The sequence below is a fragment of the Rhodococcus koreensis genome, assembly GCF_900105905.1.
Classification (GTDB): domain Bacteria; phylum Actinomycetota; class Actinomycetes; order Mycobacteriales; family Mycobacteriaceae; genus Rhodococcus_F; species Rhodococcus_F koreensis.
Map to the genome: position 1 here is coordinate 6,808,658 of NZ_FNSV01000005.1, position 26,212 is coordinate 6,834,869.

At 67.3% G+C, this 26,212-nt stretch carries 29 protein-coding genes, 1 tRNA gene and 1 pseudogene; 17 read left to right on the forward strand and 14 right to left on the reverse strand.

Annotated elements, in window-relative coordinates:
* Window positions 1-7 precede the first annotated feature (7 nt).
* A complete protein-coding gene (locus BLV94_RS35525) occupies window positions 8-427 on the forward strand; it encodes a hypothetical protein (protein WP_072947184.1) in 420 nt (139 codons plus the stop codon).
* Between the two features lie 307 nt (window positions 428-734).
* Here BLV94_RS35525 and BLV94_RS35530 read toward each other — a convergent pair.
* Window positions 735-807, reverse strand: a tRNA-Arg gene (locus tag BLV94_RS35530).
* 71 nt (window positions 808-878) lie between these two features.
* Here BLV94_RS35530 and BLV94_RS35535 point away from each other — a divergent pair.
* Window positions 879-1,649, forward strand: coding sequence for a dienelactone hydrolase family protein (locus tag BLV94_RS35535; protein ID WP_072947183.1), 771 nt, complete (start codon window positions 879-881; stop codon window positions 1,647-1,649).
* Window positions 1,650-1,736: 87 nt separating this feature from the next.
* Window positions 1,737-2,879 carry an RNA-guided endonuclease InsQ/TnpB family protein gene (locus BLV94_RS35540; protein ID WP_072947182.1) on the forward strand — a complete coding sequence of 381 codons (1,143 nt, stop codon included), beginning with the start codon at window positions 1,737-1,739 and terminating at the stop codon, window positions 2,877-2,879.
* Between the two features lie 86 nt (window positions 2,880-2,965).
* Here BLV94_RS35540 and BLV94_RS35545 read toward each other — a convergent pair whose 3' ends face one another.
* The gene (locus BLV94_RS35545; protein ID WP_072947181.1) at window positions 2,966-3,217 is read right to left on the reverse strand and encodes a hypothetical protein; all 252 of its coding nucleotides are present in this window, start codon (window positions 3,215-3,217) and stop codon (window positions 2,966-2,968) included.
* Window positions 3,218-3,350: 133 nt separating this feature from the next.
* Between BLV94_RS35545 and cycA the strand changes: the two genes are divergently transcribed.
* Both cycA and BLV94_RS35555 read left to right on the forward strand, forming a co-directional pair.
* Window positions 3,351-4,823 (forward strand): D-serine/D-alanine/glycine transporter, encoded by a 1,473-nt coding sequence (cycA, locus tag BLV94_RS35550; RefSeq protein ID WP_072947180.1) that lies wholly within the window; start codon window positions 3,351-3,353, stop codon window positions 4,821-4,823.
* A gap of 113 nt (window positions 4,824-4,936) precedes the next feature.
* Complete coding sequence (locus tag BLV94_RS35555) at window positions 4,937-5,725, forward strand: M23 family metallopeptidase (RefSeq protein ID WP_072947179.1); 789 nt, start codon at window positions 4,937-4,939, stop codon at window positions 5,723-5,725.
* Window positions 5,726-5,729: 4 nt separating this feature from the next.
* Here the strand turns inward: BLV94_RS35555 and BLV94_RS35560 are convergent, their stop codons facing one another.
* A complete protein-coding gene (locus BLV94_RS35560; protein ID WP_005251602.1) occupies window positions 5,730-5,990 on the reverse strand; it encodes a hypothetical protein in 261 nt (86 codons plus the stop codon).
* Between the two features lie 118 nt (window positions 5,991-6,108).
* On the opposite strand from BLV94_RS35560, the gene BLV94_RS35565 reads away from it, so the two are divergent.
* The gene (locus BLV94_RS35565) at window positions 6,109-7,617 is read left to right on the forward strand and encodes a glutamate-cysteine ligase family protein (RefSeq protein ID WP_072947178.1); all 1,509 of its coding nucleotides are present in this window, start codon (window positions 6,109-6,111) and stop codon (window positions 7,615-7,617) included.
* Between the two features lie 18 nt (window positions 7,618-7,635).
* Here BLV94_RS35565 and BLV94_RS35570 read toward each other — a convergent pair whose 3' ends face one another.
* Window positions 7,636-8,817: a globin domain-containing protein gene (locus BLV94_RS35570; protein ID WP_072947177.1), complete on the reverse strand. Its 1,182-nt coding sequence runs from the start codon at window positions 8,815-8,817 to the stop codon at window positions 7,636-7,638.
* A 93-nt stretch (window positions 8,818-8,910) separates the two neighbouring features.
* Window positions 8,911-9,420, reverse strand: a pseudogene (locus tag BLV94_RS48930) (RrF2 family transcriptional regulator); the annotation flags it as partial.
* A gap of 119 nt (window positions 9,421-9,539) precedes the next feature.
* Between BLV94_RS48930 and BLV94_RS35580 the strand changes: the two are divergent.
* The 3 genes from BLV94_RS35580 to BLV94_RS35590 all read left to right on the forward strand — a co-directional run bounded on the left by BLV94_RS35580 (window position 9,540) and on the right by BLV94_RS35590 (window position 12,479).
* Complete coding sequence (locus tag BLV94_RS35580) at window positions 9,540-10,424, forward strand: universal stress protein (RefSeq protein ID WP_072947175.1); 885 nt, start codon at window positions 9,540-9,542, stop codon at window positions 10,422-10,424.
* Window positions 10,425-10,497: 73 nt separating this feature from the next.
* Window positions 10,498-11,538 carry an LLM class F420-dependent oxidoreductase gene (locus BLV94_RS35585; RefSeq protein ID WP_072947217.1) on the forward strand — a complete coding sequence of 347 codons (1,041 nt, stop codon included), beginning with the start codon at window positions 10,498-10,500 and terminating at the stop codon, window positions 11,536-11,538.
* A gap of 50 nt (window positions 11,539-11,588) precedes the next feature.
* The gene (locus BLV94_RS35590) at window positions 11,589-12,479 is read left to right on the forward strand and encodes a universal stress protein (protein ID WP_072947174.1); all 891 of its coding nucleotides are present in this window, start codon (window positions 11,589-11,591) and stop codon (window positions 12,477-12,479) included.
* 14 nt (window positions 12,480-12,493) lie between these two features.
* Here BLV94_RS35590 and BLV94_RS35595 read toward each other — a convergent pair whose 3' ends face one another.
* Both BLV94_RS35595 and BLV94_RS35600 read right to left on the reverse strand, forming a co-directional pair.
* A complete protein-coding gene (locus BLV94_RS35595) occupies window positions 12,494-13,444 on the reverse strand; it encodes an acyl-ACP desaturase (RefSeq protein ID WP_072947173.1) in 951 nt (316 codons plus the stop codon).
* 23 nt (window positions 13,445-13,467) lie between these two features.
* Window positions 13,468-14,331, reverse strand: coding sequence for a nitroreductase family protein (locus BLV94_RS35600; protein WP_072947216.1), 864 nt, complete (start codon window positions 14,329-14,331; stop codon window positions 13,468-13,470).
* On the opposite strand from BLV94_RS35600, the gene BLV94_RS48935 reads away from it, so the two are divergent.
* Window positions 14,306-14,506, forward strand: coding sequence for a hypothetical protein (locus BLV94_RS48935; RefSeq protein WP_143051452.1), 201 nt, complete (start codon window positions 14,306-14,308; stop codon window positions 14,504-14,506). The genes BLV94_RS35600 and BLV94_RS48935 overlap by 26 nt on opposite strands.
* The gene (locus tag BLV94_RS35605) at window positions 14,503-15,138 is read left to right on the forward strand and encodes a response regulator transcription factor (protein ID WP_072947172.1); all 636 of its coding nucleotides are present in this window, start codon (window positions 14,503-14,505) and stop codon (window positions 15,136-15,138) included. Before BLV94_RS48935 ends, BLV94_RS35605 begins: the two co-directional genes overlap by 4 nt.
* 8 nt (window positions 15,139-15,146) lie before the next feature.
* Here the strand turns inward: BLV94_RS35605 and BLV94_RS35610 are convergent, their stop codons facing one another.
* Complete coding sequence (locus BLV94_RS35610; protein ID WP_072947171.1) at window positions 15,147-16,793, reverse strand: sensor histidine kinase; 1,647 nt, start codon at window positions 16,791-16,793, stop codon at window positions 15,147-15,149.
* Between the two features lie 117 nt (window positions 16,794-16,910).
* Between BLV94_RS35610 and BLV94_RS35615 the strand changes: the two genes are divergently transcribed.
* Window positions 16,911-17,534, forward strand: coding sequence for a Tat pathway signal protein (locus tag BLV94_RS35615; RefSeq protein ID WP_072947170.1), 624 nt, complete (start codon window positions 16,911-16,913; stop codon window positions 17,532-17,534).
* Window positions 17,535-17,546: 12 nt separating this feature from the next.
* Here BLV94_RS35615 and BLV94_RS35620 read toward each other — a convergent pair whose 3' ends face one another.
* From BLV94_RS35620 to BLV94_RS35640, 5 genes are all read right to left on the reverse strand, one after another.
* Entirely contained in the window at window positions 17,547-18,275 is a 729-nt protein-coding gene (locus BLV94_RS35620; protein WP_072947169.1) for an SRPBCC family protein, read from the reverse strand.
* Complete coding sequence (locus BLV94_RS35625; protein ID WP_083395779.1) at window positions 18,272-19,342, reverse strand: tellurite resistance/C4-dicarboxylate transporter family protein; 1,071 nt, start codon at window positions 19,340-19,342, stop codon at window positions 18,272-18,274. Before BLV94_RS35625 ends, BLV94_RS35620 begins: the two co-directional genes overlap by 4 nt.
* Window positions 19,339-19,665 carry a cupin domain-containing protein gene (locus BLV94_RS35630; RefSeq protein ID WP_012689167.1) on the reverse strand — a complete coding sequence of 109 codons (327 nt, stop codon included), beginning with the start codon at window positions 19,663-19,665 and terminating at the stop codon, window positions 19,339-19,341. Before BLV94_RS35630 ends, BLV94_RS35625 begins: the two co-directional genes overlap by 4 nt.
* Window positions 19,666-19,740: 75 nt before the next feature.
* A complete protein-coding gene (locus tag BLV94_RS35635; protein WP_074933895.1) occupies window positions 19,741-20,232 on the reverse strand; it encodes a dihydrofolate reductase in 492 nt (163 codons plus the stop codon).
* Window positions 20,232-20,990: a thymidylate synthase gene (locus tag BLV94_RS35640; protein ID WP_244163864.1), complete on the reverse strand. Its 759-nt coding sequence runs from the start codon at window positions 20,988-20,990 to the stop codon at window positions 20,232-20,234. The genes BLV94_RS35635 and BLV94_RS35640 overlap by 1 nt, the downstream gene beginning before the upstream one ends.
* Before the next feature lie 131 nt (window positions 20,991-21,121).
* Here BLV94_RS35640 and cobF point away from each other — a divergent pair, with 131 nt between their 5' ends.
* From cobF to BLV94_RS35665, 5 genes are all read left to right on the forward strand, one after another.
* Entirely contained in the window at window positions 21,122-21,862 is a 741-nt protein-coding gene (cobF, locus tag BLV94_RS35645; RefSeq protein WP_072947156.1) for a precorrin-6A synthase (deacetylating), read from the forward strand.
* 55 nt (window positions 21,863-21,917) lie between these two features.
* On the forward strand, window positions 21,918-22,784 hold the full coding sequence (locus tag BLV94_RS35650) for an Fpg/Nei family DNA glycosylase (protein WP_072947155.1): 867 nt from the start codon (window positions 21,918-21,920) through the stop codon (window positions 22,782-22,784).
* A 57-nt stretch (window positions 22,785-22,841) separates the two neighbouring features.
* Window positions 22,842-24,053, forward strand: a complete 1,212-nt coding sequence (gene purT, locus BLV94_RS35655) for a formate-dependent phosphoribosylglycinamide formyltransferase (RefSeq protein WP_072947154.1) — start codon at window positions 22,842-22,844, stop codon at window positions 24,051-24,053.
* Entirely contained in the window at window positions 24,050-24,532 is a 483-nt protein-coding gene (locus BLV94_RS35660; RefSeq protein WP_072947153.1) for a DUF456 domain-containing protein, read from the forward strand. The genes purT and BLV94_RS35660 overlap by 4 nt, the downstream gene beginning before the upstream one ends.
* A 96-nt stretch (window positions 24,533-24,628) precedes the next feature.
* Entirely contained in the window at window positions 24,629-25,393 is a 765-nt protein-coding gene (locus tag BLV94_RS35665) for a hypothetical protein (RefSeq protein WP_072947152.1), read from the forward strand.
* 15 nt (window positions 25,394-25,408) lie between these two features.
* On the opposite strand, the gene BLV94_RS35670 is transcribed toward BLV94_RS35665, so the two are convergent.
* On the reverse strand, window positions 25,409-26,164 hold the full coding sequence (locus BLV94_RS35670; RefSeq protein WP_072947151.1) for an amidohydrolase family protein: 756 nt from the start codon (window positions 26,162-26,164) through the stop codon (window positions 25,409-25,411).
* Window positions 26,165-26,212: the final 48 nt, after the last annotated feature.

A 26,212-nucleotide genomic window follows, 5' to 3' on the forward strand; every position in this document is an offset into this window, starting at 1 on the left:
CGGCCCGATGGATGACTATCTCAATGACGGCGAGACGTTCGACGACTACATCATTCGGACCCAGCGGGAGATCGAGATCCACAGGCTGAACATGGACTATCACCTGTCGGGGATGGAACATGCCAGGCGGCAGGGCGGGAAGTTCCTGTATCTCCAGTTCGCCTTGGGTGCTGTCGCCCTGATCTGTGTGACGCTCGGCCACGCGTACGGCGGGAACTGGTTGCTGGTGTCGATTCCCTTCTCTCTCGGCTCGCTCGGCCCTGGATTCGTGTGCTGCACGTACCTGAAGGAGTTCAGAACCGAATCCCGGGCGTTCAGCGCGCTCGAGGCCCCGGCAGTCCTGAAGCAGATGCGGCACGAGATGGAGGAGGCAGAGAAGGCGGAGCGGAAGGCCAGGTGGTGGCGGCGCGTACGCGGGCCCCGCTGACCGGGCTACCGTGCGCTAGAAAGGATTCCACCAGTTGATGAACGCGATGTACAGATTGGTCGGGAAGAAGAACTCCCAGTCCAACCCCATGTACGGCAGGTCGGGCAGCATGCCGATCATGATCCCGCCCCGTTGCTCGTCGGCGCGGCCAACAGGCGCAGCAGGTTGGCGATCGGCGGTGGGAACATGGCGATGTCCACCCGGTTCATGAGACTCTCCTCGGTCGTCCCGACCTACCCGTCGTATCGCCCGCGGCGTGACCTGCGTTACCGCAGCAGAGGCGCGTGGACGACCGTATGCAGGAGAGTGCCCTCGGCAGGATTCGAACCTGCGACCTACCCTTTAGGAGAGGGTTGCTCTATCCCCTGAGCTACGAAGGCGCGGTGCACGCGCGGGGCGCACACCGAGGTGAGTGTAGCGGGAATGGTGGTGCGCTCGCGATGGGGAGGGCATGGTTGTCGCAGAAGTTCTGGAAGTGACGACGGAACGGGAGACGCACATGTCCGAGATCGACTTGACCGACCTCGCTGCGCGGCACGACGGTTCGCTGAACTTGCACGGCTATCTGGCGAGGCCGTCGGGTGAGGGTCCGTGGCCGGGTGTGGTGATGGTGCACGAGGCGTTCGGTTTGGACGACGTGATGCGGCGTCAGGCGGACAGGCTGGCGTCGGCGGGGTTTCTGACTCTGGCGCCGGATCTGTTCAGTGCGGGCGGTGCGCGACGTTGCCTGGTGTCGACGATGCGGGCGATGCTCTCGGGGAAGGGCCGGGCGTACGGGGACATCGAGGCTGCGCGTCAGTGGCTGTCCGGGTCTTCGGACTGCACGGGGAAGATCGGGGTCATCGGGTTCTGCATGGGCGGCGGGTTCGCTCTGATGACCCTGCGCACCGGGTTCGACGCGGCAGCCCCGAACTACGGGGTCTTGCCGCGTCACCTGGACGCGGCGGTGGCGGGGGCGTGTCCGGTGGTGGCCAGTTACGGCGGGAAGGACTTCGCCCTGCGGAACGCGGCGGCCAAGTTGGAGTCGGCGCTGACCCGGGCCGGTGTGGTCCACGACGTGAAGGAGTATCCGACGGCCGGCCATACGTTCCTGAACGACGCACTGGCCGGACCGAAGGTGATGCGTCCCCTGATGAAGGTCACGGGGATGGTGCCCGACCCGGAAGCCGCCGCCGATGCGTGGACCAGAATCGACGGTTTCTTCGGGGAGCACCTGGGTTGATCCGTGAGTCTTTCGGCGCAGACCCGGTCCTTGAGGTCCGGGATAGCTGATCTGGATTTGTCGGACTGTGGGGTTAGTGTCTGGGTCATGGCGGGGAGGGTGGTGAAGCGGGCGTTCAAGTACCGTTTCTATCCGACTGCGGTGCAGGCGGAACAGCTTGCTCGGACGTTCGGGTGCACCCGGTATGTCTACAACCGGGCGTTGGCGGAGCGGTCGCGGGCGTGGTCGCAGGAGCGGCGGCGGGTCACCTATGCGGACACCTCGAAGATGCTCACCGGATGGAAGCGGGACGCGGGGACCGCGTGGTTGGCGGAGCCGTCGAAGGGGCCGCTGCAGGAGTCGCTGCGGCAGTTGCAGGGTGCGTTCGAGAGGTTCTGGCGCACGCAGGCCCGCTACCCGCAGTTCAAGAAGGAGGGGCAGTCGAAGGATTCGGCGACCTACTACTCGAACTGCTTCATTTTCAGGGATGGGCAGATCCGGTTGGCCAAGCAGACCGAACCCCTGGACGTTCGGTGGTCGAGGCCACTACCGGAGGGGGCGGTGCCGTCGCAGGTGACGGTGTCGCGTAATGCTCGTGGTCAGTACCACATCTCGATCCTCGTAGAGGACACCATCAGCGAACTCGAGCCGGCCGATCGGGTGGTCGGGCTCGACGCCGGGATCACCAGCCTGTACACGCTGTCGACGGGGGAGAAGATCACCAACCCGCGACACGAGCGCGCGGACCGCGAGCGGCTGGCGAAGGCGCAACGAGCACTGGCCAGGAAGGAGAAAGGGTCCCGGAACCGGGCCAAGGCCCGACTGAAGGTCGCGAAGATTCATGGCCGGATCGCTGATCGGCGCCGCGATTATCTGCACAAACTCTCCACTCGGCTGGTGCGCGAAAATCAAGTGATCGCCGTCGAGGATCTGAGTGTGCGGAATATGGTGAAGAATCGGTCGTTGTCTCGGGTGATCTCGGATGCGGGGTGGTCCGAGTTCCGGTCGATGCTCGAGTACAAGGCCGACTGGTACGGGCGGCGGGTGGTGGTGATCGACCGGTTTCATCCGTCGTCGAAGACCTGCTCGGTGTGCGGGGAGGTCGCCTTGGCGATGCCGCTGGACGTGCGGGAGTGGACGTGCCGGTGCGGCGCGGTCCATGATCGGGATGTGAACGCGGCAAGGAATATTTTGGCCGTCGGACTGACGGTGGCAGCCTGCGGAGATGGTGTGAGACCGCCCCGCACCTAAGGTGCGGGGCGGCAACCGTCGGTGAAACAGGAACCTCGGGACGCGAGTCCCGGGGGGAATCTCGGTCGTTCACGGCCGAGAGGACGTCAACAGTGGATGTACCGGCGGGTGGCGTGCCCGTAGTCGAGTCCGCACGCCCGGACGACCTGGCCGAGGCTGAGGTATCCCTCGATGCTCGTGGCCTTCGCGAATTTGCCGTCGGCCCGTACCGACACCGTGACGCTGGACGCGACCGAATCGACCCGAGCGAGTTCGTACTCGTCGACGCCGCCTGCGGCCTGAGCCACACAGGTGACAGCGCCCTGGGCGTACGCGATCTCGATCAGGTCCTCGATCATGTGCAGGCTCCTCGCCTCGAAGTAACGAAATGAGGTTAGCCTTAGCTACTCGGCTTCTGTCAAGTCCCCGGCGTAACGTGACGCACGCTTTCGGACGGTGACAGCAAGGACTGAGAAGGGTTGCAGGTGTTCCATGGCTGACCGCACTTCCTCGACGGACTCGATCGGATCGGGCGGCGACCCGGGGACGGGAGCGGGCGGCGAACCGCATCTCTCCAGGCAGCTCGCCAACCGGCACATCCAGCTGATCGCGATCGGCGGAGCAATCGGCACGGGCCTGTTCATGGGGTCCGGGAAGACGATCTCGCTGGCCGGACCGTCGGTGATCTTCGTCTACATGATCATCGGCTTCATGCTGTTCTTCGTGATGCGGGCAATGGGGGAGTTGCTGCTCTCCAACCTGCACTACAAGTCGTTCTCCGACTTCACGGCAGACCTGCTCGGCCCCTGGGCCGGGTTCTTCACGGGGTGGACGTACTGGTTCTGCTGGATCGTCACGGGGATCGCCGACATCATCGCGATCTCCGGTTACGTGCGGTACTGGTGGCCCGACCTCCAGCTGTGGATCCCGGCGCTGATCGCCATCGCGGCGCTGCTGCTGCTGAATCTGCCGACAGTCCGGGCGTTCGGCGAGACCGAGTTCTGGTTCGCGCTGATCAAGATCATCGCCATCCTCAGCCTCATCGTCGTCGGACTCGTGATGGTGTTCACGCACTTCACGTCGCCGGGCGGCTCGGAGGCGGGATTCGACAACCTGTGGAACGACGGCGGCATGTTCCCGACCGGCGCGATGGGCTTCGTGGCCGGATTCCAGATCGCGGTCTTCGCGTTCGTCGGTATCGAACTCGTCGGCACCACGGCGGCCGAGGCGAAGGATCCGGAGAAGAACCTGCCGAAGGCGATCAACTCCATCCCGATCCGCATCCTGCTGTTCTATGTGGTGTCGCTGATCGTGATCATCTCGGTCACGCCGTGGCGTGAGGTCGTCCCCGGGGAGAGCCCCTTCACGGCGATGTTCACGCTCGCAGGTCTGGGAATCGCGGCGGGAGTCATCCAGTTCGTGGTGCTGACGTCCGCGGCGTCCTCGGCCAACTCGGGAATCTATTCGACGTCCCGGATGGTCTACGGCCTCGCGCAGGAGGGGGACGCACCGGCCCGACTCGGTAGGCTCAGCTCCCGCAAGGTCCCGGCCAACGCGCTGATGTTCTCGTGCGCCTTCCTGCTGTCGGCGATCGCGCTGCTGTTCTCCGGCGACTCGGTCATCGAGGCGTTCACGACTGTGACGACAATCTCATCGGTGCTGTTCATCTTCGTGTGGACGATGATCCTGGCCAGCTATCTCGTGTACCGGAAGCGCCGCCCCGAACTGCACGAGGCCTCGAAGTTCAAGATGCCCGGCGGTGTGGTGATGTGCTGGGTCGTGCTGGCGTTCTTCGTCTTTCTCATCTGGGCCCTGACCCAGGAGGACGACACCCTCGAGGCGCTCCTCGTCACCCCGGTATGGTTCATCGTGCTCGGGATCGCGTGGGCGGTAATTCGCCGGCGCGCCCCGCACCGCGCTCGGTACGCCGCCTTCAAGGCGGAACTCGAGGAGCGCCGAACATAAACGTTCGGTAACGGTGGCGCGGACCTATATCGTTTTGTTACATTCGTCGCCAGACAGAGGAGCCCACCCCGGACGGGGAGGGCTGCAATCCGACGACTGACGAGGTATTTACTGTGGGTTCCCACCACCGGGCGAGCGGGTCTTCCATTCGCTTCGAGATCGATCCGGACGCGGCGCGCGGGCGCCATCGCAACCAGCAGGCCGGAGCGGGTGTGGGCATCAAGGCCGCGACTGTCGCGGCCGCCACCGGAGCCATCGTCGTCGGTGCAGCCCAGCTGGGTGCCGGAAACGCCGCCGCCGCCCCCGTCGACTCCCACGAGACGAACGGTGCGCAGACCCTGCCGGGCCTGCCGTTCGAGATCCCGGCCGGTGTCCTTCCCGCCGGCTTCGAATTGCCCGCAGACCTGGGCACCGCCGCCCAGAACCTCGGGGGCCCGGACCTCGGCGCCCAGGCTCAGCAGTGGCTGTCCTCCGTCAACCCGGTCAAGCCTCACACGGTTCAGCCGGTGTCGGGCAAGCTGACCTCCGACTTCGGTTCCCGCTGGGGAGCCCACCACGGCGGCATCGACATCGCGGCGCCCATCGGCACGTCGGTGCTCGCAGCGGCCGACGGCCAGGTCATCGACGCCGGCGCGGCGTCCGGCTTCGGACTGTGGGTGCGTCTCCTGCACGACGACGGCACCGTCACCGTCTACGGACACGTCAACGACTACACCGTGAGCGTGGGGCAGCGCGTCACCGCAGGGCAGGAAATCGCCCACGTCGGCAACCGCGGCCAGTCCACCGGACCGCACCTGCACTTCGAGGTGCACGACGCGAACGGAAACAAGATCGATCCTGGCCGCTGGCTGCAGGAGCGCGGCGTGTCCGTCACCTGGGGCAACGCGGGCGCCAACGCGTAAGGGCCTACTCCGGCTCGAGATCGTCGTCGTTGCGGAACACGAGTGGTCCGCTGTCGAGGGCGATCGCCCAGCGGCGTGACACGGCCCAGTCCCGGCCGTACGAATCGTTGCTGATGTCCTGGACGCCGGCGAAATCGTCGACGATGACGCCGGCCTCCAGGGGCCACTTCTTCTCGGCCAGTTCGTGATCGGCCGAGTGCCGCGTTTTCACGCGCGTGCCCACGGAGAACTCTGGTTTCTTCTTGGAGTCGGTATCAGGCGTCATCTCCGGTCCTTCCGCTCACCAGCGTCTGGTTCGAGGTTAGCCCGCCATCCCGCATTCGCGCGGGCTGAACGGATATGCTCCCCCGTGAGCGCAGTTCGACGCGCAGTTGGGGAGTGGTATGGGTCGCGAAGTGACGTCTCGGACATTCACCCGAGAAGACCGGCGCCTGTTCCGGCAGAAGGTGCTCATGTGCGTCGACGCGCTCGAGAGGATGCTGCGGGAGGGGGCGTTCGCCGACGACGTCGACCCGCCGAGGCCCATGCTGGGCATGGAGATCGAGTTCAATCTCGTCCACTCCGACATGACGCCCGCGATGTCCAATCTCGCGGTCCTCGAGTCGATCGACGACGATGCCGTGTTCCAGACCGAGCTCGGCCAGTTCAACGTCGAGATGAACGTCCGCCCCGGTCCGCTGAACGGTGAGGGGACGTTCGAGCTCGAACGCACCCTGCGGGCGTCGCTGCACGTCGCCGACGCCCGGATCCACGGCCACGACGCCCAGTTGGTGATGGTCGGCATGCTGCCGACGCTGGAACTCGAGCATCTCGGCCGCGAGTGGATCACCGCGAACCCCCGCTACGAGCAGCTCAACGACCAGATCTTCGCCGCGCGCGGAGAGGACATCGAACTCGACCTCGAGGGCGTGCCGCTCGAGGGGCGGTCTGCCGAACAGCTGAAGGTGGACGCCAATTCGGTGCTCCCGGAGGCCGCGTGCACGTCGCTGCAGTTGCACCTGCGCGTCGCGCCGGACGAATTCGCCGCCCACTGGAATGCCGCGCAGTGCCTGGCAGGCGCCCAGGTGGCGCTCGCGGCGAACGCACCGTTCATGGCAGGCAAGGCGTTGTGGCACGAATCCCGCATCCCGATCTTCGCGCAGGCCACCGATACGCGTCCGCTGGAGTTGAAGAACCAGGGTGTGCGGCCGCGCGTGTGGTTCGGCGAGCGGTGGATCACGTCGGTCTTCGACCTGTTCGAGGAGAACTCCCGGTACTTCCCGGCGCTGCTGCCGGAGGTGTCCGACGTCGACCCGTCGGCCGAACTCGACGCGGGCCGGGTGCCGGACCTCAACGAACTGCAGATGCACAACGGCACCATCTACCGGTGGAACCGCCCGGTGTACGACAGCGACGACGGCAAACCGCACCTGCGCATCGAGAACCGGGTGCTGCCCGCGGGCCCGACCGTGCTCGACACGATGGCGAACGCCGCGTTCTACTACGGCGCGCTGCGCGGGCTCGCCGAATCGGATCGGCCGGTGTGGTCGCGGATGTCGTTCAACGCCGCCGAGGAGAACCTGCACGCCGGCGCGAAATACGGCATGGACGCCGAACTGTACTGGCCCGGTGTCGGATTCGCGGGCGCCGACGAACTCGTCCTGCGGCGGCTGCTGCCCATCGCAGACGAGGGACTCGCGGCGTTCGGGTTGTCGGCGAAGGCCCGCGACCGGTACCTCAGCGTCATCGAGGGCCGGTGCGTCACCCGGCAGACGGGGGCGTCGTGGCAGCGCGCGCAGGTGGTCCGGCACGAGAACGCCGGGCTGAGCCGCCGGGAAGCCCTCGCCGCCATGTTGCGTCAGTACGTGGAGAACATGCGGGAGGGCAGCCCCGTCCACACCTGGCCGGTGTGAACGGCGCCGCGCCCGCAGTCACACGGTGGCCGACCAGCTGTCGGGGCCGAACACCTCGTAGTGGATGTTCTCGGCGGGCACATCCTTGGCGAGGAGCGCTTCGCGTATTCCCAGCATGAAGGGCAGCGGGCCGCACAGGTAGGCGCGGGTGCCGGGCGCGATCGTGACCTCGCCGAGGTCGGCCCGTCCCTCCCGCAGGCCGCCCACGGGACGTCGGGTGCCCAGGTCTTCGTACCAGCGGTGCATCACCGCGAACGGCAGACGTTCCACCAGTTCGGTGAGCTCCGCGCGGTGCGCGTGACTGCTGGCGGACCGGTCGGCGTGGAGCACCGAGATCGGGCGGCTGTCGTCGGTGTCGGCGAGGTGGCTGAGCATCCCGATCATCGGGGTGCACCCGATGCCCGCGGACACCAGGAGCAGCGGCGCGTCGTCGTCCTGCAGGACGAGATCGCCGAACGGCGTCGACACCGTCAAGACATCGTCTTCGAAGACATTGTGGTACAGGAAGTTCGACACCTCGCCGGCGCGTTTCACCGAGATCCTCCAGTCGCCGCGCGACGGGGCCGACGACAGGCTGTACTGGCGAATCTGGCGTGCGCCGTCCGGCAGGCGAACGGCGACGGACAGGTACTGCCCCGGAGTGAACGACGGAAGCGGCGAGCCGTCGACGGAGGTGAGCACGAACGACACCGTGTCCGCGGACTCGTGCCTGCGCTCGCGGACCCGCACGTCGCGCCACACGTCACCGGCGGCCACTCCCGCCGAGGCGTACAGTCCGGCCTCCATCGCGATCAGGGTCTCCGCCATCAGCCAGTACACCTCGTCCCAGGCGGCAGCGACCTCGGGAGTGACGGCGTCGCCGAGGACCTCGACGATGGCCGCGAACAGGTGGGTGTGCACGATCGCGTACTGGGAGGGTTCGATCCCCAGCGAGGCGTGCTTGTTGGCGATCCGCGACAGGATGAGGTCGACGCGCGCCTGATCGGGCTCGAGTTGGAGGGCGGCGAACGCGGCGATGGCGCCGGCCAGCGCCTTCTGCTGTTCGCCCTGCTTCTGGTTCCCGCGGTTGAACAGGTCTCGTTCGAGTTCGGGATGAGCGTCGAACATCTTGCGGTAGAACAGCGTCGTGATGTCCGAGATCGCGGCGCCGACCACGGGCAGGGTGGCGCGGATGACGTCCGTCGAGGTGGGCGAGAGCATGTCATTCTCCGATCGTTCGAGAAAACTGGGAAGTTGAGGTGGCCACCCGGGGAGGGCGAGCAGCACGGTTCCGGTGGGGGTTCGGGTGAGGTCTTCGACGGTGAGGCCGTCCAGCGACTCGAAGAACGCGTTCTGCGCGCGCCGGAGCGCCGACCGGAGCAGGCACCCCGATCGCAGCGGGCACGGCTGGGCGCCGTCGCAGTCGACGACCTCCGCGTCGCCTTCGAGTCGGCGGGCGAGCCAGCCGACGGACGCGGTGCGCCCGAGTTCGGTGATGGCCAGGCCGCCGGCGCGTCCGCGGCGTGCGTCGACGATGCCGAGTTCGCCGAGTCGGGTGATCACCTTGGCGGCGTGGGTGTACGACACCGACAGTTCCTCGGCGATCGCCCGGCTACCCGGTCGTTCGCCGTCCCCGGCCACGGCCAGTCGCATGACCACCCGCAGTCCGAGGTCGGTGAACTGTGTGAGTTGCATGACCCGAATGTACTTTAATTCGCATCTTGGATACCAAATTTGTGACCGAGATCGCTCGTGATCTTCTGGGCCGAAAAAGGCAGTGGCCCAGTAATATTCGACGAGACACACGCCTCCATTTCTCATCATCGCCTAATCGGGCCGCTGCGGCTACGGCCGGAGAGCCCGAATCGATGGGGACTTAAGTCCCCACGTCGAAAGGTGAAGGGCGGCAGACGCGAAAAGGAGGCCGGGGATAGTGTGAAGCCATGAGCACACGGGACCGCAACAGCGTCGTCGTCGGCGTCGACGGATCGGACAGCTCGAAGTCCGCTGTCCGGATGGCTGCCGAACTCGCCACCGAACGTGGACTGAACCTGAAGATCATCCACGCACTCGACTTCGCTCCGTATGGGTTCGGTGGCCCGTACATGGATTCGGGCGGCGTGTACGAGTGGGTCGAGGCGAGTGGCAAGGCGATTCTCGCCGAGGCGCAGGAGCGGGCGTTCGCGGTCAATCCCATCATCGAGGTCTGCACCGAACTGTCGATCGGGAGCAGCGCTCAGTGGCTCGTCGACCTGTCCGAGAACGCCCGGATCGTGGTGGTCGGCGCGTCCGGGTCCGGGGCGGCGGCCACCGCGCTGCTCGGGAACACGGCGATCAACGTCACCAGCCACGCGCACTGCCCGGTCGTCGTGGTCCGCGGCGACGCCCACGCGAACGGGCCCGTCGTGGTCGGCGTCGACGGCAGCGCCACCAGTGAGCGGGCGATCTCGGTGGCCTTCCAGGAAGCGTCGATGCGGAATGCTCCGCTCGTGGCCGTCCACGTGTGGAGCGACCTCGGATCGAAGGCGTTCGAGGATCCGCGGGCCGCGGCCCTCGTGCCGCAGGGACTCGAGGAGGACGAACGTGCCGTCCTCGCCGAGAGCCTCGCCGGCTGGCAGGAGAAATACCCCGACGTGCGGGTCACCCGCGAGGTGTACATCGACAATCCGCGGGCACGGTTGCTCGACTGGTCGAAGAAGGCGCAACTGCTGGTCGTCGGCAGCCGGGGGCGCGGAGGATTCAAGGGGATGCTGCTCGGTTCGACCAGCAACAGCCTGGTCGGTGGTGCGCATTGCCCGGTAGTCGTCGTGAGGCCTGCACGCCCCTGAGGCGACTACGCGCAGTAGTGTTCTGGAACGAAGCAGGAACAGGTTGCAGGTAACGCCAGGATTGGGGAACGACGTGCGCATAGGTATGGGCTTGAACTACAGCGGCGGTTTCGCCGAGACGGTCGACGAGGTCGCCGACCTGGAGAAAGCCGGACTCGACATCGCGTTCGTGCCCGAGGCCTACTCGTTCGACGCGGTGAGCCAGATCGGCTACCTCGCCGCCAAGACCACCACCCTGGAACTCGCTTCGGGCATCTTCCAGATCTACACCCGCACGCCGAGCCTGACCGCGATGACGGCCGCCGGCCTCGACTTCGTGTCGGATGGGCGCTTCGTGATGGGACTCGGCGCCTCCGGTCCGCAGGTGATCGAGGGTTTCCACGGCGTCAAATACGACGCCCCGCTCGGACGCACCCGCGAGGTCGTCGAGATCTGCCGCAAGGTGTGGCGCCGCGAGAAGGTCGAGTTCCAGGGCAAGTACTACCAGATTCCGCTGCCCGCCGAGAAGGGCACCGGGCTGGGCAAGCCGCTGAAGATCATCAACCACCCTGTGCGTGACCGCATCCCGATCGTCATCGCCTCCCTCGGACCGAAGAACGTGGAGTTGACCGCCGAGATCGCCGAAGGCTGGGAACCCATCTTCTACCACCCGGAGAAGGCCGCGAGCGTATGGGGCGAGCCGCTGGCCAAGGGTAAGGCGAAGCGCGACCCGAGCCTCGGCGACCTGCAGGTCTTCGCGTCGCCCGCCCTCGCTATCGGCGACGACGTCGACCACATGCTCGACTGGGTCCGCCCCGGTCTGGCCCTGTACATCGGCGGCATGGGCGCGAAGGGCAAGAACTTCTACAACGACCTCGCGGTCCGGTACGGCTACGAGAAGGAAGCCGAGACCATCCAGGACCTCTACCTGTCGGGCAAGAAGGACGAGGCCGCAGCCGCGGTGCCGGACGACCTGGTGCGGGCCGTGTCGCTGATCGGTCCGGAGAGCTACGTCGCGGAGCGGGTGGCCGCGTTCGCCGAGTCCGGGGTCACCACGCTCACCGTCACACCGCTCGCCGCGGATCGTGCGGATCGTGTCGCGTTGGTCGAGAAGCTCCGCAAGATCTGCGGGTAGCACCCGCACACCTCAGCAGTGCACAGCCGGAAGAATCAGGAAAGGTGACCATGACTGGAATCAAGCCGATCGTCGTGGGTGTGGACGGATCCGAGTCGGCGTCGGCCGCTGTGGCGTGGGCCGCTCGGGCCGCCGCCGCACTGTCGCTCCCGCTGCACATCGTGACAGTGGTCCACATTCCTGCCTTCTATTACACCGAGCCGTATCTGGCCGAGAGCTTCAAGGAAGAACTCGAGGACACGGCGAAGGCCCGGCTGGGCAGTGCGCGGGTGCACGCCAAGCAGACGGTGGACGAGCCGCTCGACATCACCACCGAACAGTTCGAGGCCAAGGTGAGTCAGACCCTCATCGAACTGTCCGCCAACGCGCACATGGTGGTGCTCGGCTCGCGCGGGCACGGCGAGTTCACCGGCCTGCTGATCGGTTCCACGACGTCCGCGGTCGCCGCGCACGGCCACTGCCCGCTAGTGGTCGTGCGGGGGCGCACCCTGGACGGGCAGCCGCCGACCGAGGGGCCGATCGTGGTCGGTGTCGACGGTTCGGAAAGCAGCAGGGCCGCGTTGGAAGTGGCGTTCGAGCAGGCCGCCGCCCGGGGTGCGAGCCTGGTCGCGGTCAACGTGTGGAGCGATGTGAGTGTGCAGCCGTCGCTCGGTGCCAGTCCGGACGACCCGCTGTGGAGCAGCATTCAGACGGGCGAGGAAGTGGTGCTGTCGGAGCGTCTCGCCGGGTACCAGGAGCGGTATCCGGACGTGACGGTCGAACGCGTCGTCGCGCGCGACCGCCCCGTGCGGGTGCTCAGCGAATTCGCCGAGAAGGCGCAACTGATTGTCGTGGGCAGCCGCGGCCGGGGTGGCTTCAAGGGAATGCTGCTGGGCTCCACCAGCAACGCATTGCTCCACACCGCGGACTGCCCGGTGATGATCGTCCGGCCGGACAGCTAGGTCTTCGAGGTGCGTCAGCGGGCCGCGATGCGTTCGCCGAGACGGGCCTCGCGGGCGAGTGCGCGATCCCGGGACTCCTCGAACCGGGATGCCTTGGCCTCCATGCCGTGCAGGAACGTCGCCAGCTCCTCGCGGCAGCGTTCCCCTTCCGGACCGAAATCGTTGCGCTCGAACATGTTCCACTTTCGAAGCACGGGCAGTACGACGTCGTCGAGGTGCTGGCGCAGGTCGTAGATGCCGCCCTTCGCGATCAGGACCGCATTGCGGCGGAAGTTGTGCATGCCCGCGCCGGGCATCTGGAAGTTGGTCACCACCTTGTGGATCGCGGCGATCGCCTGATCGGGAGCGAAGTCCAGGGCTGCGCCGACGATGTTGCGATAGAACATCATGTGCAGGTTCTCGTCGGCCGCCACCCGGGCGAGCATGCGGTCCGCGACCGGATCACCGCATGCCTTACCCGTGTTGCGGTGCGACACCCGGGTGGCCAGTTCCTGGAACGTCACATACGACACCGAATCGAGCATCGACCCGCCGCCGGGATCGAAGCCCTGTGTCATGTGGGCCATTCGAGCATGCTCGAGCGCTACCGGGTCGACCCCTCGCGTCACGACCAGATAGTCCCGCATCACGATCGAATGCTTGTTCTCCTCCGCGGTCCACCGGCCCACCCACGTGCCCCACGCGCCGTCGAGTGAGAAGTGCTGGGCGATCTCGCGGTGATAGGACGGCAGATTGTCCTCGGTCAGCAGATTGGTGATCATCGCCGCCCGCGCGGTGTCGCTGAGCTGGGATTGTTCCGGATCCCAGTCCTCGCCGCCCAGCGCCGCGAAGTTGCGGCCGTCGTCCCACGGAACGTAGTCGTGGGGGTGCCAGTCCCTGGCCATGGCGAGGTGCCGGTTGACGTTGTCTTCCGCAACGTCCTCGAGTTCGTGCAGCAGTTCGCGGTCCGTGAGTACGCGGCTCACAATGGCGCTCCGTTTCTGTTCTGTCAGTATCCGATTCGCAGGATCAGCTGGGGATTGCCCGGCAGGTTCAGTCGATTCGCGAGCCGAGGAGCCGAGTCGTCGACACGCAGTGGGTGGGAGAGAACGGAGGCGCCGAGCCGGGCGTCGACGGCGGTGAGCCACGCACGTTCGACCGCGATTCCGGTGCGGACCAGGTCGATCGACTCCTGCGTGTCCGATGCGAACACGAGGACGGTCTCGCTCTCGATGGCGGCGGCGAGGCGTGCCGAATCGGGGACGCCGCGGGTGACGACGGTGCGGATCGTGTCGAAAGACTCGTGACCGCCCTGCGGCAGCCAGTGCGACGTCCACGGGAAGAGATCGCGCTGGTGGCCCGGATCCTGCCGAACGCGGTCGGCCGAATAGAGCAGCACGTCGGCGAGCGCGGGCGCCTCGTCCGCGGCGAGCAGGCGAGCGCAGACACCCTCCATCTCGGCCGCGTCGACGATGTCGGCGACGGTGGCCGCGGGAACCGGTATGTCGGCGAACGCCTCTCGATGACTGCGGCGGCGGGCCATGGCGGAAAAGAGCCTCAGATCGGTGCTCGACGGCGAAGCCGTCCCCACTGTGCGAACGGTTGCGACGAGTTCGGGCCGGCGCGGATCGGGCAGCAGATCGGTCTCGATCTGTCTGCCGAGTGCCCGCAACGCGAGTTCCACGTTCGTGACACCAGCGCCACACGAGATCACGCGGTCGGCGCGCGGTGTGTCCGTGAAGCCGCGGCGCTCGCTGATCTGCGCGCACGTGCCGTCCAGCCGCAGATCCCACGGCTGCGTGTCGTGGACCGACGGAGCCGAGACGATGGCGCGGGAGACCACCTCGATGTCACTGAGCGACCAGCTGTTCATCGCGACCTCCAGTAGTGGTGTCCGGGTGTTCCCCCGCATCCTCAGCATTCCGCGCGCCGAGTGGCGCTCGCTGGGGTCGAAGGTCCCGTTGTGTGCGGGAGAGGTCCCGGATCGGTGGATCCCCGGGGTGTGCGCGGTACGGTTCGAAGAGAAGACGGTGGAGGTGCACACATGACCACGCGGGTGTTCCTGGTCGACGACCACGAGATCGTGCGACGAGGCCTGGTCGATCTACTCGGCAGCGTGCCCGACCTCGAGGTGGTCGGGGAGGCCGCGTCGGTCGGTGAGGCGATGGCGCGGATCCCGGGCAGCGGTGCCGACGTCGCCGTGCTCGACGTCCGGTTGCCGGACGGCAACGGTGTCGAGCTGTGCCGGGACCTGCGCGCTGCGCTGCCCGAACTGCGGTGCCTGATGCTGACGTCGTATTCCGACGACGAGGCGCTGTTCGACGCCATCATGGCCGGGGCGTCCGGATTCGTCCTGAAGCAGATCCTCGGCACCGACCTGGTGGCGGCCGTGCGGACGGTGGGGGAGGGCGGTTCGCTGCTCGACAGCAGGGCGACGTCGGCGCTGATGAACCGGATCAGGTCCGCCCGCCGGGACGATCCGCTGGCGCAACTGTCCGAGCAGGAACGCGCCGTGTTCGACTTGATCGGCGAGGGGCTCACCAACCGGGAGATCGCCGAGCGGCTCTTCCTCGCCGAGAAGACGATCAAGAACTACGTGTCGCGGCTGTTGTCCAAATTGGGGATGCAGCGGCGCACGCAGGCGGCGGTGCTGGCCACCGAGTTACGCAAAGAGCACTGACAGTTTCGTCACGTCAACGGTACCCGCCACGTGACGACGGTTCCCCCGTCGGCGGAATCGACGGTGCAGGTGCCGCCGCAGTGCTCGGCGCGCCGATCGAGATTGTCCAGTCCGCTGCGCCGGGCGCCGTCGGCGATCCCGATGCCGTCGTCCGCGACGGTGACAACGAGGTCGTCCGCGGCGGCCACCGAGATGTCGATGGTGGTGGCCCGCGCGTGCCGCAGCGCGTTGCTCAGGGCTTCGCGCAACACCGCCTCCGCGTGCGGGTGGATGCGGCTGGGCACGAGAGTGTCGATGGCGCCGGTGAACTGGACGTTCGGCGCGACCGGCGAATGGGAGGTGAGGTCGCCGATCACGTCGAGCAGGCGGCGGCGCAGACTGGTCGCCGACGCGATGCCGGTGGCCTGCAGATCGAAGATGGTGGTGCGGATCTCGCGCACCGTCCGATCGAGTTGCTCGACCGCAGTGGAGACGATGGAGCGCACGCCGTCCGGAACGTCCCCGACCGCGTGCGTGCTCTGCAGGCTCATGCCGGTGGCGAACAACCGCTGAATCACGTTGTCGTGCAGGTCGCGCGCGATCCGGTCGCGGTCGGCGAGCACCGACAGCAGACGTTGCTTGCTCTGCTGATCGGCGAACTCCACCGCGACGGCGGCGAGGTCGGCCACCGATTCGAGCCGGGCCACCTCGTCCGGATCCCACGGAGCGGTGCCGCGCGCCGTGACCACCAGGACCCCGCCGACCCCCGACGCCGTCGACAGCGGCAGCACCGCGGCCCGGCCCGCCTCGGCGGAGAACGGTGCGAGACCGTCGATCCCCGTCAGCAGTGCGGGGGTGCGGGAGCGCAGCACTTCGGCGAACGGTTCGGCCTGGGTGGCGCTTCGGAAGTTGGTGCGCAGCGGCCGCACCGTGCTGTCCGCCCCGACCACCGCGCCCTCGCCGAGCGTGACGACGATGAAGACCTCGTCACCGCTGGACAGTTCGCGTACCTCGGCGGCGAGCGTGTGCAGCGTTTCGTCGAGTGATCCGCCGACCATCAGCCGGGAGGTGATCGCCGCGACGGCCGTCAACCACCGCTCCCGCGTCCGCGATTCCTCGAACAGCCGGGAATTCTCCACCGCCACGCCGGCCGACGTCGCGAGCGCGCGCAGAATGACTTCGTCCTCGTCGGTGAACTCGGGTCCGCTGAGTTTCTCGGTGAGATAGATGCTTCCGAAAACTTTGCCCCGCATCATGATCGGCATGCCCAGAAAGCTCTTCATCGGTGGATGATTGGGCGGGAAGCCGATCGACCCCGGGTGATCGGCCAGGTTGGCGAGGCGCACCGGGCGGGGGTCGTGGACCAGCAGTCCCAGCAGCCCGCGGCCCTCGGGCAGGTGGCCCATGCGCGCACGCTCCTCCGGCGTGATGCCCTCGTAGACGAACTCCGAGAGCCCGCCGTCGGGGGCGTGGACACCGAGCGCGCCGTAGCGGGCCCCGAGGAGGGACGTGGCCGAAGTGACGATGCGCTGCAGGGTGGAATCCAGCTCCAGCCCCGACCCGACCACGAGGACCGCCTCGAACAGGCGCTGCAGACTTCGGCGTGTGGGGACCACGTCGGCGAGCCCCTCCCGGAACTCACTGATCCTCGCCTCGTGCCCACCATCCGATCCCATGCCAGCAGCATAGGTCTGAGGGAGGCGTAACACCGCGAACCACGGCGTCGATAAGAGCTCGAGTGTTTACTCATCCGAACTAATGCTTACCCATTGACGTGACGAGGGAGAAGAAGAATGAATCGACGGCACTTCGCACGACGTATCGCGGCAGGTCTGACCGCTGCAGTGGCAGCGACGATGATGTTCACCGGTGTCGTGTCGGCGCAGCCCGCAGATTCCGCTCCCGTCGTCGACCCGGCGACCGCGATCACGAAGCTGCGCACCGTGGCCGCCGGAAACCCCGAGGCGGAGGCCGCCATCGAGCGACTTGCCGCATCCCCGACCGACACGGCGGCGACGAACATCGCCCTGCCGGGTCAGATCTTCCAGGTCCCGGCGTACTCCGACACCGGGCAGGGCGGTCCCGTTCTCGGACAGCTGTACGGAGCGGGCGTGGCGACCAACATGAGCAACCAGTTCCGCTTCGGATTCTTCGGCGGACCGGGCGTCATCGCGAACGACCAGACCGGCGCCGAACTCGACGTCGTCTACTACAGCTTCGCCACCGGTGCCAGCGGCATCGTGAAGCTGGACCAGAACAACGTCGCGGTGCCCACTGTCGTGTCCACGGCCCCGGTCGCCGGGCTCGGCAGCGGCCTGGTCGTCGCGGCCGTGTACGGCTCGCTGAACCACCAGGTGGGGCCGAACGTCGTCAAGAGCACGATCTGGTGGCCCACCCTGGGCACCGTGCTCGCCTGACCGGTCGACAACTCAGGTGGCAGGTTCGGCCCCCGGCCGGGCCTGCCACCACTCCGTCCAGCGCTGCGCGAGTTCGGCCCACTCCTCGTCGTCCAGGCCGTAGGCGGCCAGGAGGATCTGCGCACCGCCGTTCGGACGCGCCGCGTTGACGGGCTGCTCGCCGAACTGCAACAGTCCGGGGCCGAGATCGTCGACGCTCACCGCGGTCTGGTGCTCGCCGACGAAACACACCACCCCGTGCAGCAGATCGCCCGTGTCGGCGACCGCGGTGAAGTGATCGCCCACCGTCAGGCCCGCGAGCTTGTCGAGGCCGAGCAGGTGCCGCGCCGAATCTCCGTCCGCGACCGGGCCTTGCAGAAACAGTGTGCGACGCTCGTCGAGTCCGTGCCGTTCGATGCCGAACTTGAGGAACTGCAGAAACGTGGTCCAGCCCTCGGTGACGTCGTCGTACCAGTCGTCGGCGGCGGGATCGGCGCCCCGGGGCGGCCGGGTGATCCGCACCAGCGTGGTGCCGTCGAGCTCGTGGAGGCTGAACCGGTCGGCGCCGCCGAGGGCGAGGATGAAGGCCTCGGCGTCCTCCGTCACGTCGTCGCCGAAGTAGATTTCCCTGATCTCGTCGTCCAGGCCCTCGCAGTCCCAGCCGTGCCAGCGGCGAAGCAACTCCGGGTCGCGCAGGGCAGGCCATACGACCGACGGCGCCGCAGCCACCGATACCTCGATCACGGGTGGGGTTTCCGTCATGCGCTCTCCTGCGTCTCCACTGTTGCCGGTCCGACCTGCACCACCGACCGCCAGAGATGCACCACCATGACGACGAACGCCACGCACCACACGGTGAATGCACACCACAGTTCGGCACTACCGACCATACCGACGAGCGGGATGTGATCCGCCCGGCCCAGGTAGATGCCGGCGACCGCGTACATGCCGAGGGGGAAGACGATGCTCCACACGGTGGCGTCGTAGCGCAGCGGCACCTTGTTCGCGATGTGACGCCACCATCCGGCGGCAACCAGGACCGGGATGAGCCAGGTCGCGAACGCCCAGAACACCACCGCGAATCCGCCGATGAGCCCACGTGTGGCGTTCACCATCGGCGCGTCCTCCATCTCGACGATGCGGGCGCCGGCGAGGACGGTGATCGCACACGCACCCATCGCCACCCAGTACGGCGCCGTGAGGTCGCGCGGCCGCAGCGGATACAGCAACATCCGCGCGGCGACGAAGATCCCCGCCGCGCCGTACAGGCACACCCCGACCGACCAGGTGAAGACGGCGACCACGGCCAGGAACCGGCGGGCGCCGTCGTACACCGGTTCGAGGGTCGCGGCGGCCACGGCCACCGACTGCGCGGCGACCACCCAGATGAACCAGGTTCCGTTGGCACGTGCCACCACCGGACGTTCGGACGTGCCCAGGACGGCGGTCCACGGGACGACGTAGCCGAGCACGATCCAGGTCAGCCCGGCGACGGTGAGCAGCACCGCGGTGGCAGTGTGGTGGCCGTCCATCGCCAGGCGCACGCCGAACACGTCGGTCCCGGCGATGAACGTGAAGAAACCGAATCCGCGGCTCGCGTCGGTCAGGTCGTCGACGACCTGACCGCGATACGCCGCGATCCGCCAGATCGTGAGGATCACCAGCGTCACGTAGGCCGCGGCGCAGACGATGAGCAGCAGAGCCGAGAGCACGTCGAATCCGCCCAGTTTCATGCCCACCGAGATGATCCCGCTGGCCATGACGATCGCGAAGTAGCCCGGGTTCAGGCTCCGAACGGAATCCTCGAGACGATCGCGCACGACCGTCACATGGCGACGGTGAGCAGGAACGCGACATCCTCGATGGCCTCGACGCTGTGCCGGTCCGTCGGGAGGACCAGCAGATCGCCGGTGGAACCCTTCCACGAGTCCTCGCCGGCCACGAGGTTCAGTTTGCCGCTGAGAATGAACAGGGTGGCCTCGCCCGGGCTCTCGTGTTCGGCCATCTTCTGACCCGCGGCCAGGGCGACGACGGTCTGCCGGAGGCTACGTCGATGCCCGCCGTACACGGTCTGCGAACTGCGGCCGCTGGACGTCCCGCCTGCCAACTTCAGTTGCTGACGGGCAAGGGCGGTCAGTGACTTCTTGTCCATGCTGTGAGTATGAACCACTGCGCCCATCGTCACCCGTCGAATGGGGTAACGGTGCGGTGGCAAACAGCTGGCCGGTCAGCGCCGGGTGTAGGTGATCCAGCGGTACCGGGTGCCGTCCTTCGCCGACGTGAGCCACTCACCGGTGTCCTGTGCGTGCCAGGACTCGTCGATGGGGGGTGCCCAGGCGTCGCCGTCGATCGTCACGTCGATCTCGGAGACCAGCAGCTGTGTGGCGAACGGCATTGCCGCCGTGTAGATCTGGCCGCCGCCGATGACGCAGACGTCCTCGTCGGTGAGCGCGAGCGCCGAGGCGATGCCGTCGGCGGACTCCGCCCCCTCCGCAGCCCAGTCGGGCTGACGGCTGATCACGATGTTGCGCCGACCCGGCAGGGGCCGGAATCGCGGGGGCAGCGAGTCCCACGTCCTGCGGCCCATGATCACGGGGTGGCCCTGCGTCACCTTCTTGAAGTACGCCATGTCCTCGGGGACGTGCCACGGGATCGTGTTGTCGCGACCGATGACGCCGCCGACACCCTGCGCCCAGACCAGCTTGACCTCGCGGGCCACTAGACGGCCACCGGCGCCTTGATGGCCGGATGGTGCCGGTAGTCGACGATCTCCACGTCCTCGAACGTGTAGTCGAAGATCGAATCCCGCCGGTTCAGTTTCAGCGTCGGATACGGCAACGGCTCCCGGCTCAACTGCTCGGTGACCTGGTCGACGTGGTTGTCGTAGATGTGGCAGTCGCCGCCTGTCCAGATGAAGTCGCCCGGTTCGAGCCCGGCCTGCTGCGCCACCATGTGGGTGAGGAGCGCGTAACTTGCGATGTTGAACGGCACGCCCAGGAACATGTCGGCGCTGCGCTGGTACAACTGGCACGACAGCTTGCCGTCCGCGACGTAGAACTGGAAGAACGCGTGGCACGGCGCCAGCGCCATCTGCGGGATGTCGCCGACGTTCCACGCCGACACGATGATGCGACGCGAATCCGGGTTCGACTTCAGTGTCTCGATGGTCTGGCTGATCTGATCGATGTGCTCGCCGGACGGGGTCGGCCAGTTGCGCCACTGCACGCCGTAGACCGGGCCAAGTTCGCCGTCCGCGTCTGCCCACTCGTCCCAGATCGTGACGCCGTTGTCCTGGAGCCACTTCACGTTGGAATCGCCGCGCAGGAACCACAGCAGTTCGTACACGATCGACTTGAGGTGCACCTTCTTCGTGGTGATCAACGGAAACCCGTCCGCGAGGTTCCAGCGCATCTGATGCCCGAAGACGCTCTTCGTGCCGGTCCCGGTGCGGTCGGCCTTCGGGGTGCCCGTGTCCATGACGAGTCGGAGCAGGTCTTCGTACGGGGTCGGCACAGATGTCACGGTACGAGCATAGGCGGCTCCGCCACCCGTGCGCCTTTCCGGTAGCTGGAGCAACCGGAAAGGCGCACGAGGGTTAGCCTCGCCACATGCGTGAACTCTTCGTGATCGGCATCGGCGCCGGCGACCCCGACCAGGTGACGGTCCAGGCGATCAAGGCGATGAACAAGGCGGACGTGTTCTTCGTCATCGGCAAGGGCGACGAGAAGCAGGACCTCGTCGATCTCCGCACCGGCATCCTCGAGGAGCACGTCGCCGGCCCGTACCGCGTCGTGGACATCGTCGACCCGCCCCGCGACCGCACGCCGTCCGACTACGAGGGTGTCGTCGACGACTGGCACGAGCGCCGGGCGGCGCTGTTCGAGGCCGAGTTCGCGTCGGAGCCGGGGGTCGGGGCGATCCTGGTCTGGGGCGACCCGTCGCTGTACGACAGCACGCTGCGGATCGTCGAGCGGGTGCTCGCCCGCGGCAACGTGTCGTTCGACTACTCGGTGATCCCGGGCGTGACCAGCGTGCAGTCGCTGGCCGCCCAGCATCGGATCGTGCTCAACCGGATCGGCGAACCCGTCCACGTCACCACCGGACGCCGCCTCGCCGAGGGGCTGCCCGACGGCGTCGACAACGCGGTGGTCATGCTCGATGCCCACTGCACGTTCACGCAGGTCCCCGGCGACGACGTCCAGATCTGGTGGGGCGCCTACCTGGGCACCCCCGACGAGGTGCTGATCTCCGGTCGCCTGCGGGACGTCGAGGACGAGATCCAGCGGGTGCGCGCCGAACTGCGCGAACGCAAGGGCTGGATCATGGACACCTACCTCCTCCGCAGGTGAGTGCGAAAGTGTGGAGGAGCACACTTTCCCGCTCACATGCCGTTAGCCTGGGAACATGCCCGAGCTGCCCGAGGTGGAGGCGTTAGCCGAGTTCCTGCGTGAACACGCCGTGGGAGCGGTCGTGGGCCGGGTGGACGTGGCGGCCCTGAGCGTGCTGAAGACGTTCGACCCCCCGATCACCGCCCTGCAGGGCCGCGACGTCACGGGTGCCGCCCGGTTCGGCAAGCACCTCGCGCTCGACTGCTCCGGGTTGTGGCTCGTCACCCACCTGTCGCGTGGGGGCTGGCTGCGCTGGACCGACAACCCGTCTGTTGCGCCGCCGAAACCGGGCAAGGGCCCACTGGCGCTGCGGGTGCACTTCTTCACCCCGGAGGGCGCGACGCCGGCGTTCGACCTGACCGAGGCTGGCACGAAGAAGCGGCTCGCGGTGTGGCTGGTGCACGACCCGCAGGAGGTGGAGGGGATAGCCCGGCTCGGGCCCGATGCCCTCGCCGTCACCGAACCCGAGTTCGCGGCGCTGCTGTCCACCACGTCGGCGCGGATCAAGAACGCGCTCGTCGACCAGTCGCTGCTCGCCGGCGTCGGCAACGCCTACTCCGACGAAATCCTGCACACCGCAAAGATTTCCCCGTTCGCGACGTCACGCACCCTGCCGGAAGACCAGGTGCACGTGCTGTACGACGCGATGCGTTCCGTGCTCACCGACGCCGTCGACAGGTCGCTCGGCCAGGACGCGGCACGGCTGAAGGGGGAGAAGCGGTCCGGGATGCGCGTCCATGCCCGAACCGGTCTGCCCTGCCCCGTCTGCGGTGACACCGTGCGGGAAGTGTCGTTCGCGGAGAAGTCTTTTCAGTACTGCGCGACGTGCCAGACCGGAGGCAAGGTGCTCGCCGACCGCCGGATGTCGCGGCTGCTGAAGTAGGCGCTGGTGCGAAACCGCGCCCGCATAGAGAAACTGTGCCCGCATATAGTTGTGACCATGCGTGAACAGGCACCCGGACGGTTCGGTACCCCTCTGACGGCAGGCGCGACCCGGGTCATGCTGCTCGGGTCGGGTGAGCTGGGCAAGGAAGTGATCATCGCCCTCCAACGGCTGGGGGTCGAGGTGATCGCCGTCGACCGCTACGACAACGCACCGGGCCATCAAGTGGCGCACCGCGCGCACACGATCGACATGAGCGACCCCGAGGCGCTGCTTCGGCTCGTCGACGCCGAAAAGCCGCATTTCGTGGTGCCCGAGATCGAGGCCATCGCCACCGATGCGCTGGCCACTGTCGAGGAGCGCGGCGTCGCCGTCGTGGTGCCCACCGCGCGGGCGACGCAGCTGACCATGAACCGCGAGGGGATCAGGCGCCTCGCGGCGGAGGAACTGGGACTGCCCACGTCGCCGTACGAGTTCGCGGAATCGCTCGAGGAGGTCCGGGCGGCCACCGGACGCATCGGTTTTCCCTGCGTGATCAAGCCGGTGATGTCTTCGTCCGGCAAGGGGCAGTCCACGATGCGTGCCGCCGACGACGTCGAGAAGGCCTGGGACTACGCGCTCGCGGGCGGCCGCGTCAATTACGGCCGCGTCATCGTGGAGGGGTTCGTCGACTTCGACTACGAGATCACCCAACTCACCGTCCGGGCGATCGGCTCCGACGGCGAGGTGGGCACCTTCTTCTGCGAGCCGATCGGGCACCTGCAGGATTCGGGTGACTACGTGGAGTCGTGGCAGCCGCAACCGATGAGCGACACGGCGCTCGCCCGCTCGCGCGAGGTGGCGGAGAAGGTGACGTCGGCGCTGGGCGGCCGCGGGATCTTCGGGGTGGAACTGTTCGTGAAGGGTGACGACGTGTATTTCTCGGAGGTCAGCCCCCGCCCGCACGACACGGGACTGGTCACCCTTCGGACGCAACGACTCTCGGAGTTCGAACTGCATGCCCGTGCGATCCTCGGGTTGCCCGTCGACACCACCCTCACGACACCCGGTGCGTCCGCGGTGATCTACGGAAAACTGGATGCCGCCGGGATCGGCTTCGAGGGTGTCGCCGACGCGATGGCCGTCCCCGAGACGGACCTGCGGCTGTTCGGCAAGCCGGAGAGCTTCGCGCGGAGGCGGATGGGCGTCGCCGTGTCCACGGGGCCGGACGTCGAGACCGCGCGCAGCCGTGCGCGGGAGGCGGCCTCCCGCGTCGAGCCCGTCGCGTGAGTCCGGGCGCAGAAGTCCTCGTCGGCCTGGCCATCGTGGTCGGGCTCGTCGGGATCGTCATCCCGATCCTGCCCGGCACGATCCTCATCTTCGCCGCAATCCTGGTGTGGGCCATCCTGACCGGAGGTGCGACGGCGTGGACGGTGTTCGCGGTCGCCACGCTGTTCCTCGTGATCAGCGGTGTCGTCAAATACACCTGGCCCGGCAAGCGGATGCGCAGCGCCGGCGTGCCCAACGTGTCGCTGATCGTCGGTGGGCTGCTCGGGATCGTGGGGTTCTTCGTCGTTCCCGTGGTGGGACTGTTTCTCGGGTTCATCGCGGGAACGTATGTGGCCGAGCTGTACCGGTTGCGTGCCCACAACCGGGCGTGGGCGTCGACGTGGCACGCGTGCAAGGCCGTCGGACTGTCGATGCTGATCGAACTGCTCGGCGCCCTGATCGCGTCGGGGGTGTGGCTGACCGCGGTGGTCGCGACGTAGGTCGCCGAAATCGTCGCCGGGGGTATCCAGGAGCGACCTCCACCTGCGATGATGAAATGCGGATGTTGATCTTCCCGGCTAGCGGAGGAATGCGCCGTGAACAAGAAGACGACCTGGATCCTGGCCCCGCTCGCTGCCGCGACCCTCGCACTGAGTGGCTGCGGCAACGACTCGTCCGACTCGTCCGCGCCGAGCGCCACCAGCGCCGCGGAGGCCACGAGCAGCGGCGCAGCGGCGCCCGCGTCGAACATGATGGAGAAGATTCCGTCGCCCTTCGTGATGACCCCGCAGATGGACCCGACCTATGTCGGGTCGGTCGACGGATCCGACGCATACGTTGCGCTGGCCAGGTCGGGGAACGACATGGTCGCCTTCCTGTGCGACGGGGACCAGATGTGGACGTGGATGACCGGCACCATGGAGGGTGACAAAGCGACGCTGTCTTCGCCGGACGGGGCGACGCTCACCGCGTCGATGAGCAACGGCACCGTGACGGGGCAGGTCAGCGCGCCGGGCATGCCCGACAAGGCGTTCACCGCTAAACCTGTCGCCGCGGAGGACGGGCTGTTCCGGGCCACCACCAACCACGACGGCACCGACTACACCCTCGGCTGGATCATGACCCCCGACGGCGTCCGCGGGCTGGAACGGCAGGCCAACGGCTCGACCACCGGTGGCATCGCCGTCGACCGGAACGAAGACCAGATGGACGACCGGCAGCGCGAGCGGCGGCAGGAACGCCGCGAACAGCTGGACTGCGATCAGATGCAGAACTACAACACGTGGCTGGTGTCGCAGCCGCAGACCCCGCCGGTGGCCGAGATGGTGTCGATGAACAGCGTGCAGATGGAAGGCTGCTGACGAGGGGCCTGCGTGCTAGCAGCGTCCGTCCGGAGTGTCGCAGCGGTACCACGCACGCGCGTTGCCGCCCATGACCTTGTCGAAGTCGTCGCCGACGGCGTCCGCCACGATGTCGATGTCGCTGTCCTGGAACACTCTTCGGGATCGGCTGCCCGGTAGGTCGGTGCCGAACATCAGCGCCTCGGGGTTGACGGCGTGGATCTTGCGCAGCACGTCGCCGACGTTCTCGATGGTGGTCCGCCCGAACCCGGTGGCCTTCACCCGGACTCCCCGGTCGACGAGATCGAGGAGGTACGGCAGGCCCCGCGTCGACATCCCCAGATGGTCGATGCACACGGCGGGCAGTTTGGCGAACACCGGCTCGAGCGACAGCAGCAGGGTGGCGTCCACGTAGAACTCGGCGTGCCAGCCGGCCAGCTCGTACGCCCGCAGGGCCTGTTTGGTGAGGAGCTTCACGTCGGTCGCGCTGCGCCGAAGGTTGAACCGGACGGCCCGGACCCCGGCGCGGTCGAGTTCGAGGATGCTCTCGTCGGTGGTGTCGAGTTCCATCTGGGTGACGCCCACCCAGCTGGGGCCGAGCTCCTCGAGCGCGGCTTTCAGGTAATTCTGATCGGTGCCCTGGTACGAGGCCGTGACGACGGCGCCGCCGTCCACGCCGAAGCCTGCCGTGCGGGCCCGGTAGTCGGCGACGGTGAACGGCTCCGGAAGGTAGCCGTGGTTCTCGACCACCGGGAACCGGGGATCGATGATGTGAACGTGGGCGTCAAACACGACTCATATCCTGCCTTCTGCGGGCGACGGCGCGGGGCATCGCGTCGG

Coding starts and splice junctions, on each gene's coding strand:
- BLV94_RS35525 (WP_072947184.1), top strand. CDS start 8: ATGGATGACTATCTCAATGACGGCGAGACGTTCGACGACTACATCATT.
- BLV94_RS35535 (WP_072947183.1), top strand. CDS start 879: ATGGTTGTCGCAGAAGTTCTGGAAGTGACGACGGAACGGGAGACGCAC.
- BLV94_RS35540 (WP_072947182.1), top strand. CDS start 1,737: ATGGCGGGGAGGGTGGTGAAGCGGGCGTTCAAGTACCGTTTCTATCCG.
- BLV94_RS35545 (WP_072947181.1), bottom strand. CDS start 3,217: ATGATCGAGGACCTGATCGAGATCGCGTACGCCCAGGGCGCTGTCACC.
- cycA (WP_072947180.1), top strand. CDS start 3,351: ATGGCTGACCGCACTTCCTCGACGGACTCGATCGGATCGGGCGGCGAC.
- BLV94_RS35560 (WP_005251602.1), bottom strand. CDS start 5,990: ATGACGCCTGATACCGACTCCAAGAAGAAACCAGAGTTCTCCGTGGGC.
- BLV94_RS35565 (WP_072947178.1), top strand. CDS start 6,109: ATGGGTCGCGAAGTGACGTCTCGGACATTCACCCGAGAAGACCGGCGC.
- BLV94_RS35570 (WP_072947177.1), bottom strand. CDS start 8,817: ATGCTCTCGCCCACCTCGACGGACGTCATCCGCGCCACCCTGCCCGTG.
- BLV94_RS35580 (WP_072947175.1), top strand. CDS start 9,540: ATGAGCACACGGGACCGCAACAGCGTCGTCGTCGGCGTCGACGGATCG.
- BLV94_RS35590 (WP_072947174.1), top strand. CDS start 11,589: ATGACTGGAATCAAGCCGATCGTCGTGGGTGTGGACGGATCCGAGTCG.
- BLV94_RS48935 (WP_143051452.1), top strand. CDS start 14,306: ATGTCACTGAGCGACCAGCTGTTCATCGCGACCTCCAGTAGTGGTGTC.
- BLV94_RS35600 (WP_072947216.1), bottom strand. CDS start 14,331: ATGAACAGCTGGTCGCTCAGTGACATCGAGGTGGTCTCCCGCGCCATC.
- BLV94_RS35605 (WP_072947172.1), top strand. CDS start 14,503: ATGACCACGCGGGTGTTCCTGGTCGACGACCACGAGATCGTGCGACGA.
- BLV94_RS35610 (WP_072947171.1), bottom strand. CDS start 16,793: ATGGGATCGGATGGTGGGCACGAGGCGAGGATCAGTGAGTTCCGGGAG.
- BLV94_RS35615 (WP_072947170.1), top strand. CDS start 16,911: ATGAATCGACGGCACTTCGCACGACGTATCGCGGCAGGTCTGACCGCT.
- BLV94_RS35620 (WP_072947169.1), bottom strand. CDS start 18,275: ATGACGGAAACCCCACCCGTGATCGAGGTATCGGTGGCTGCGGCGCCG.
- BLV94_RS35630 (WP_012689167.1), bottom strand. CDS start 19,665: ATGGACAAGAAGTCACTGACCGCCCTTGCCCGTCAGCAACTGAAGTTG.
- BLV94_RS35640 (WP_244163864.1), bottom strand. CDS start 20,990: ATGGACACGGGCACCCCGAAGGCCGACCGCACCGGGACCGGCACGAAG.
- cobF (WP_072947156.1), top strand. CDS start 21,122: ATGCGTGAACTCTTCGTGATCGGCATCGGCGCCGGCGACCCCGACCAG.
- BLV94_RS35650 (WP_072947155.1), top strand. CDS start 21,918: ATGCCCGAGCTGCCCGAGGTGGAGGCGTTAGCCGAGTTCCTGCGTGAA.
- purT (WP_072947154.1), top strand. CDS start 22,842: ATGCGTGAACAGGCACCCGGACGGTTCGGTACCCCTCTGACGGCAGGC.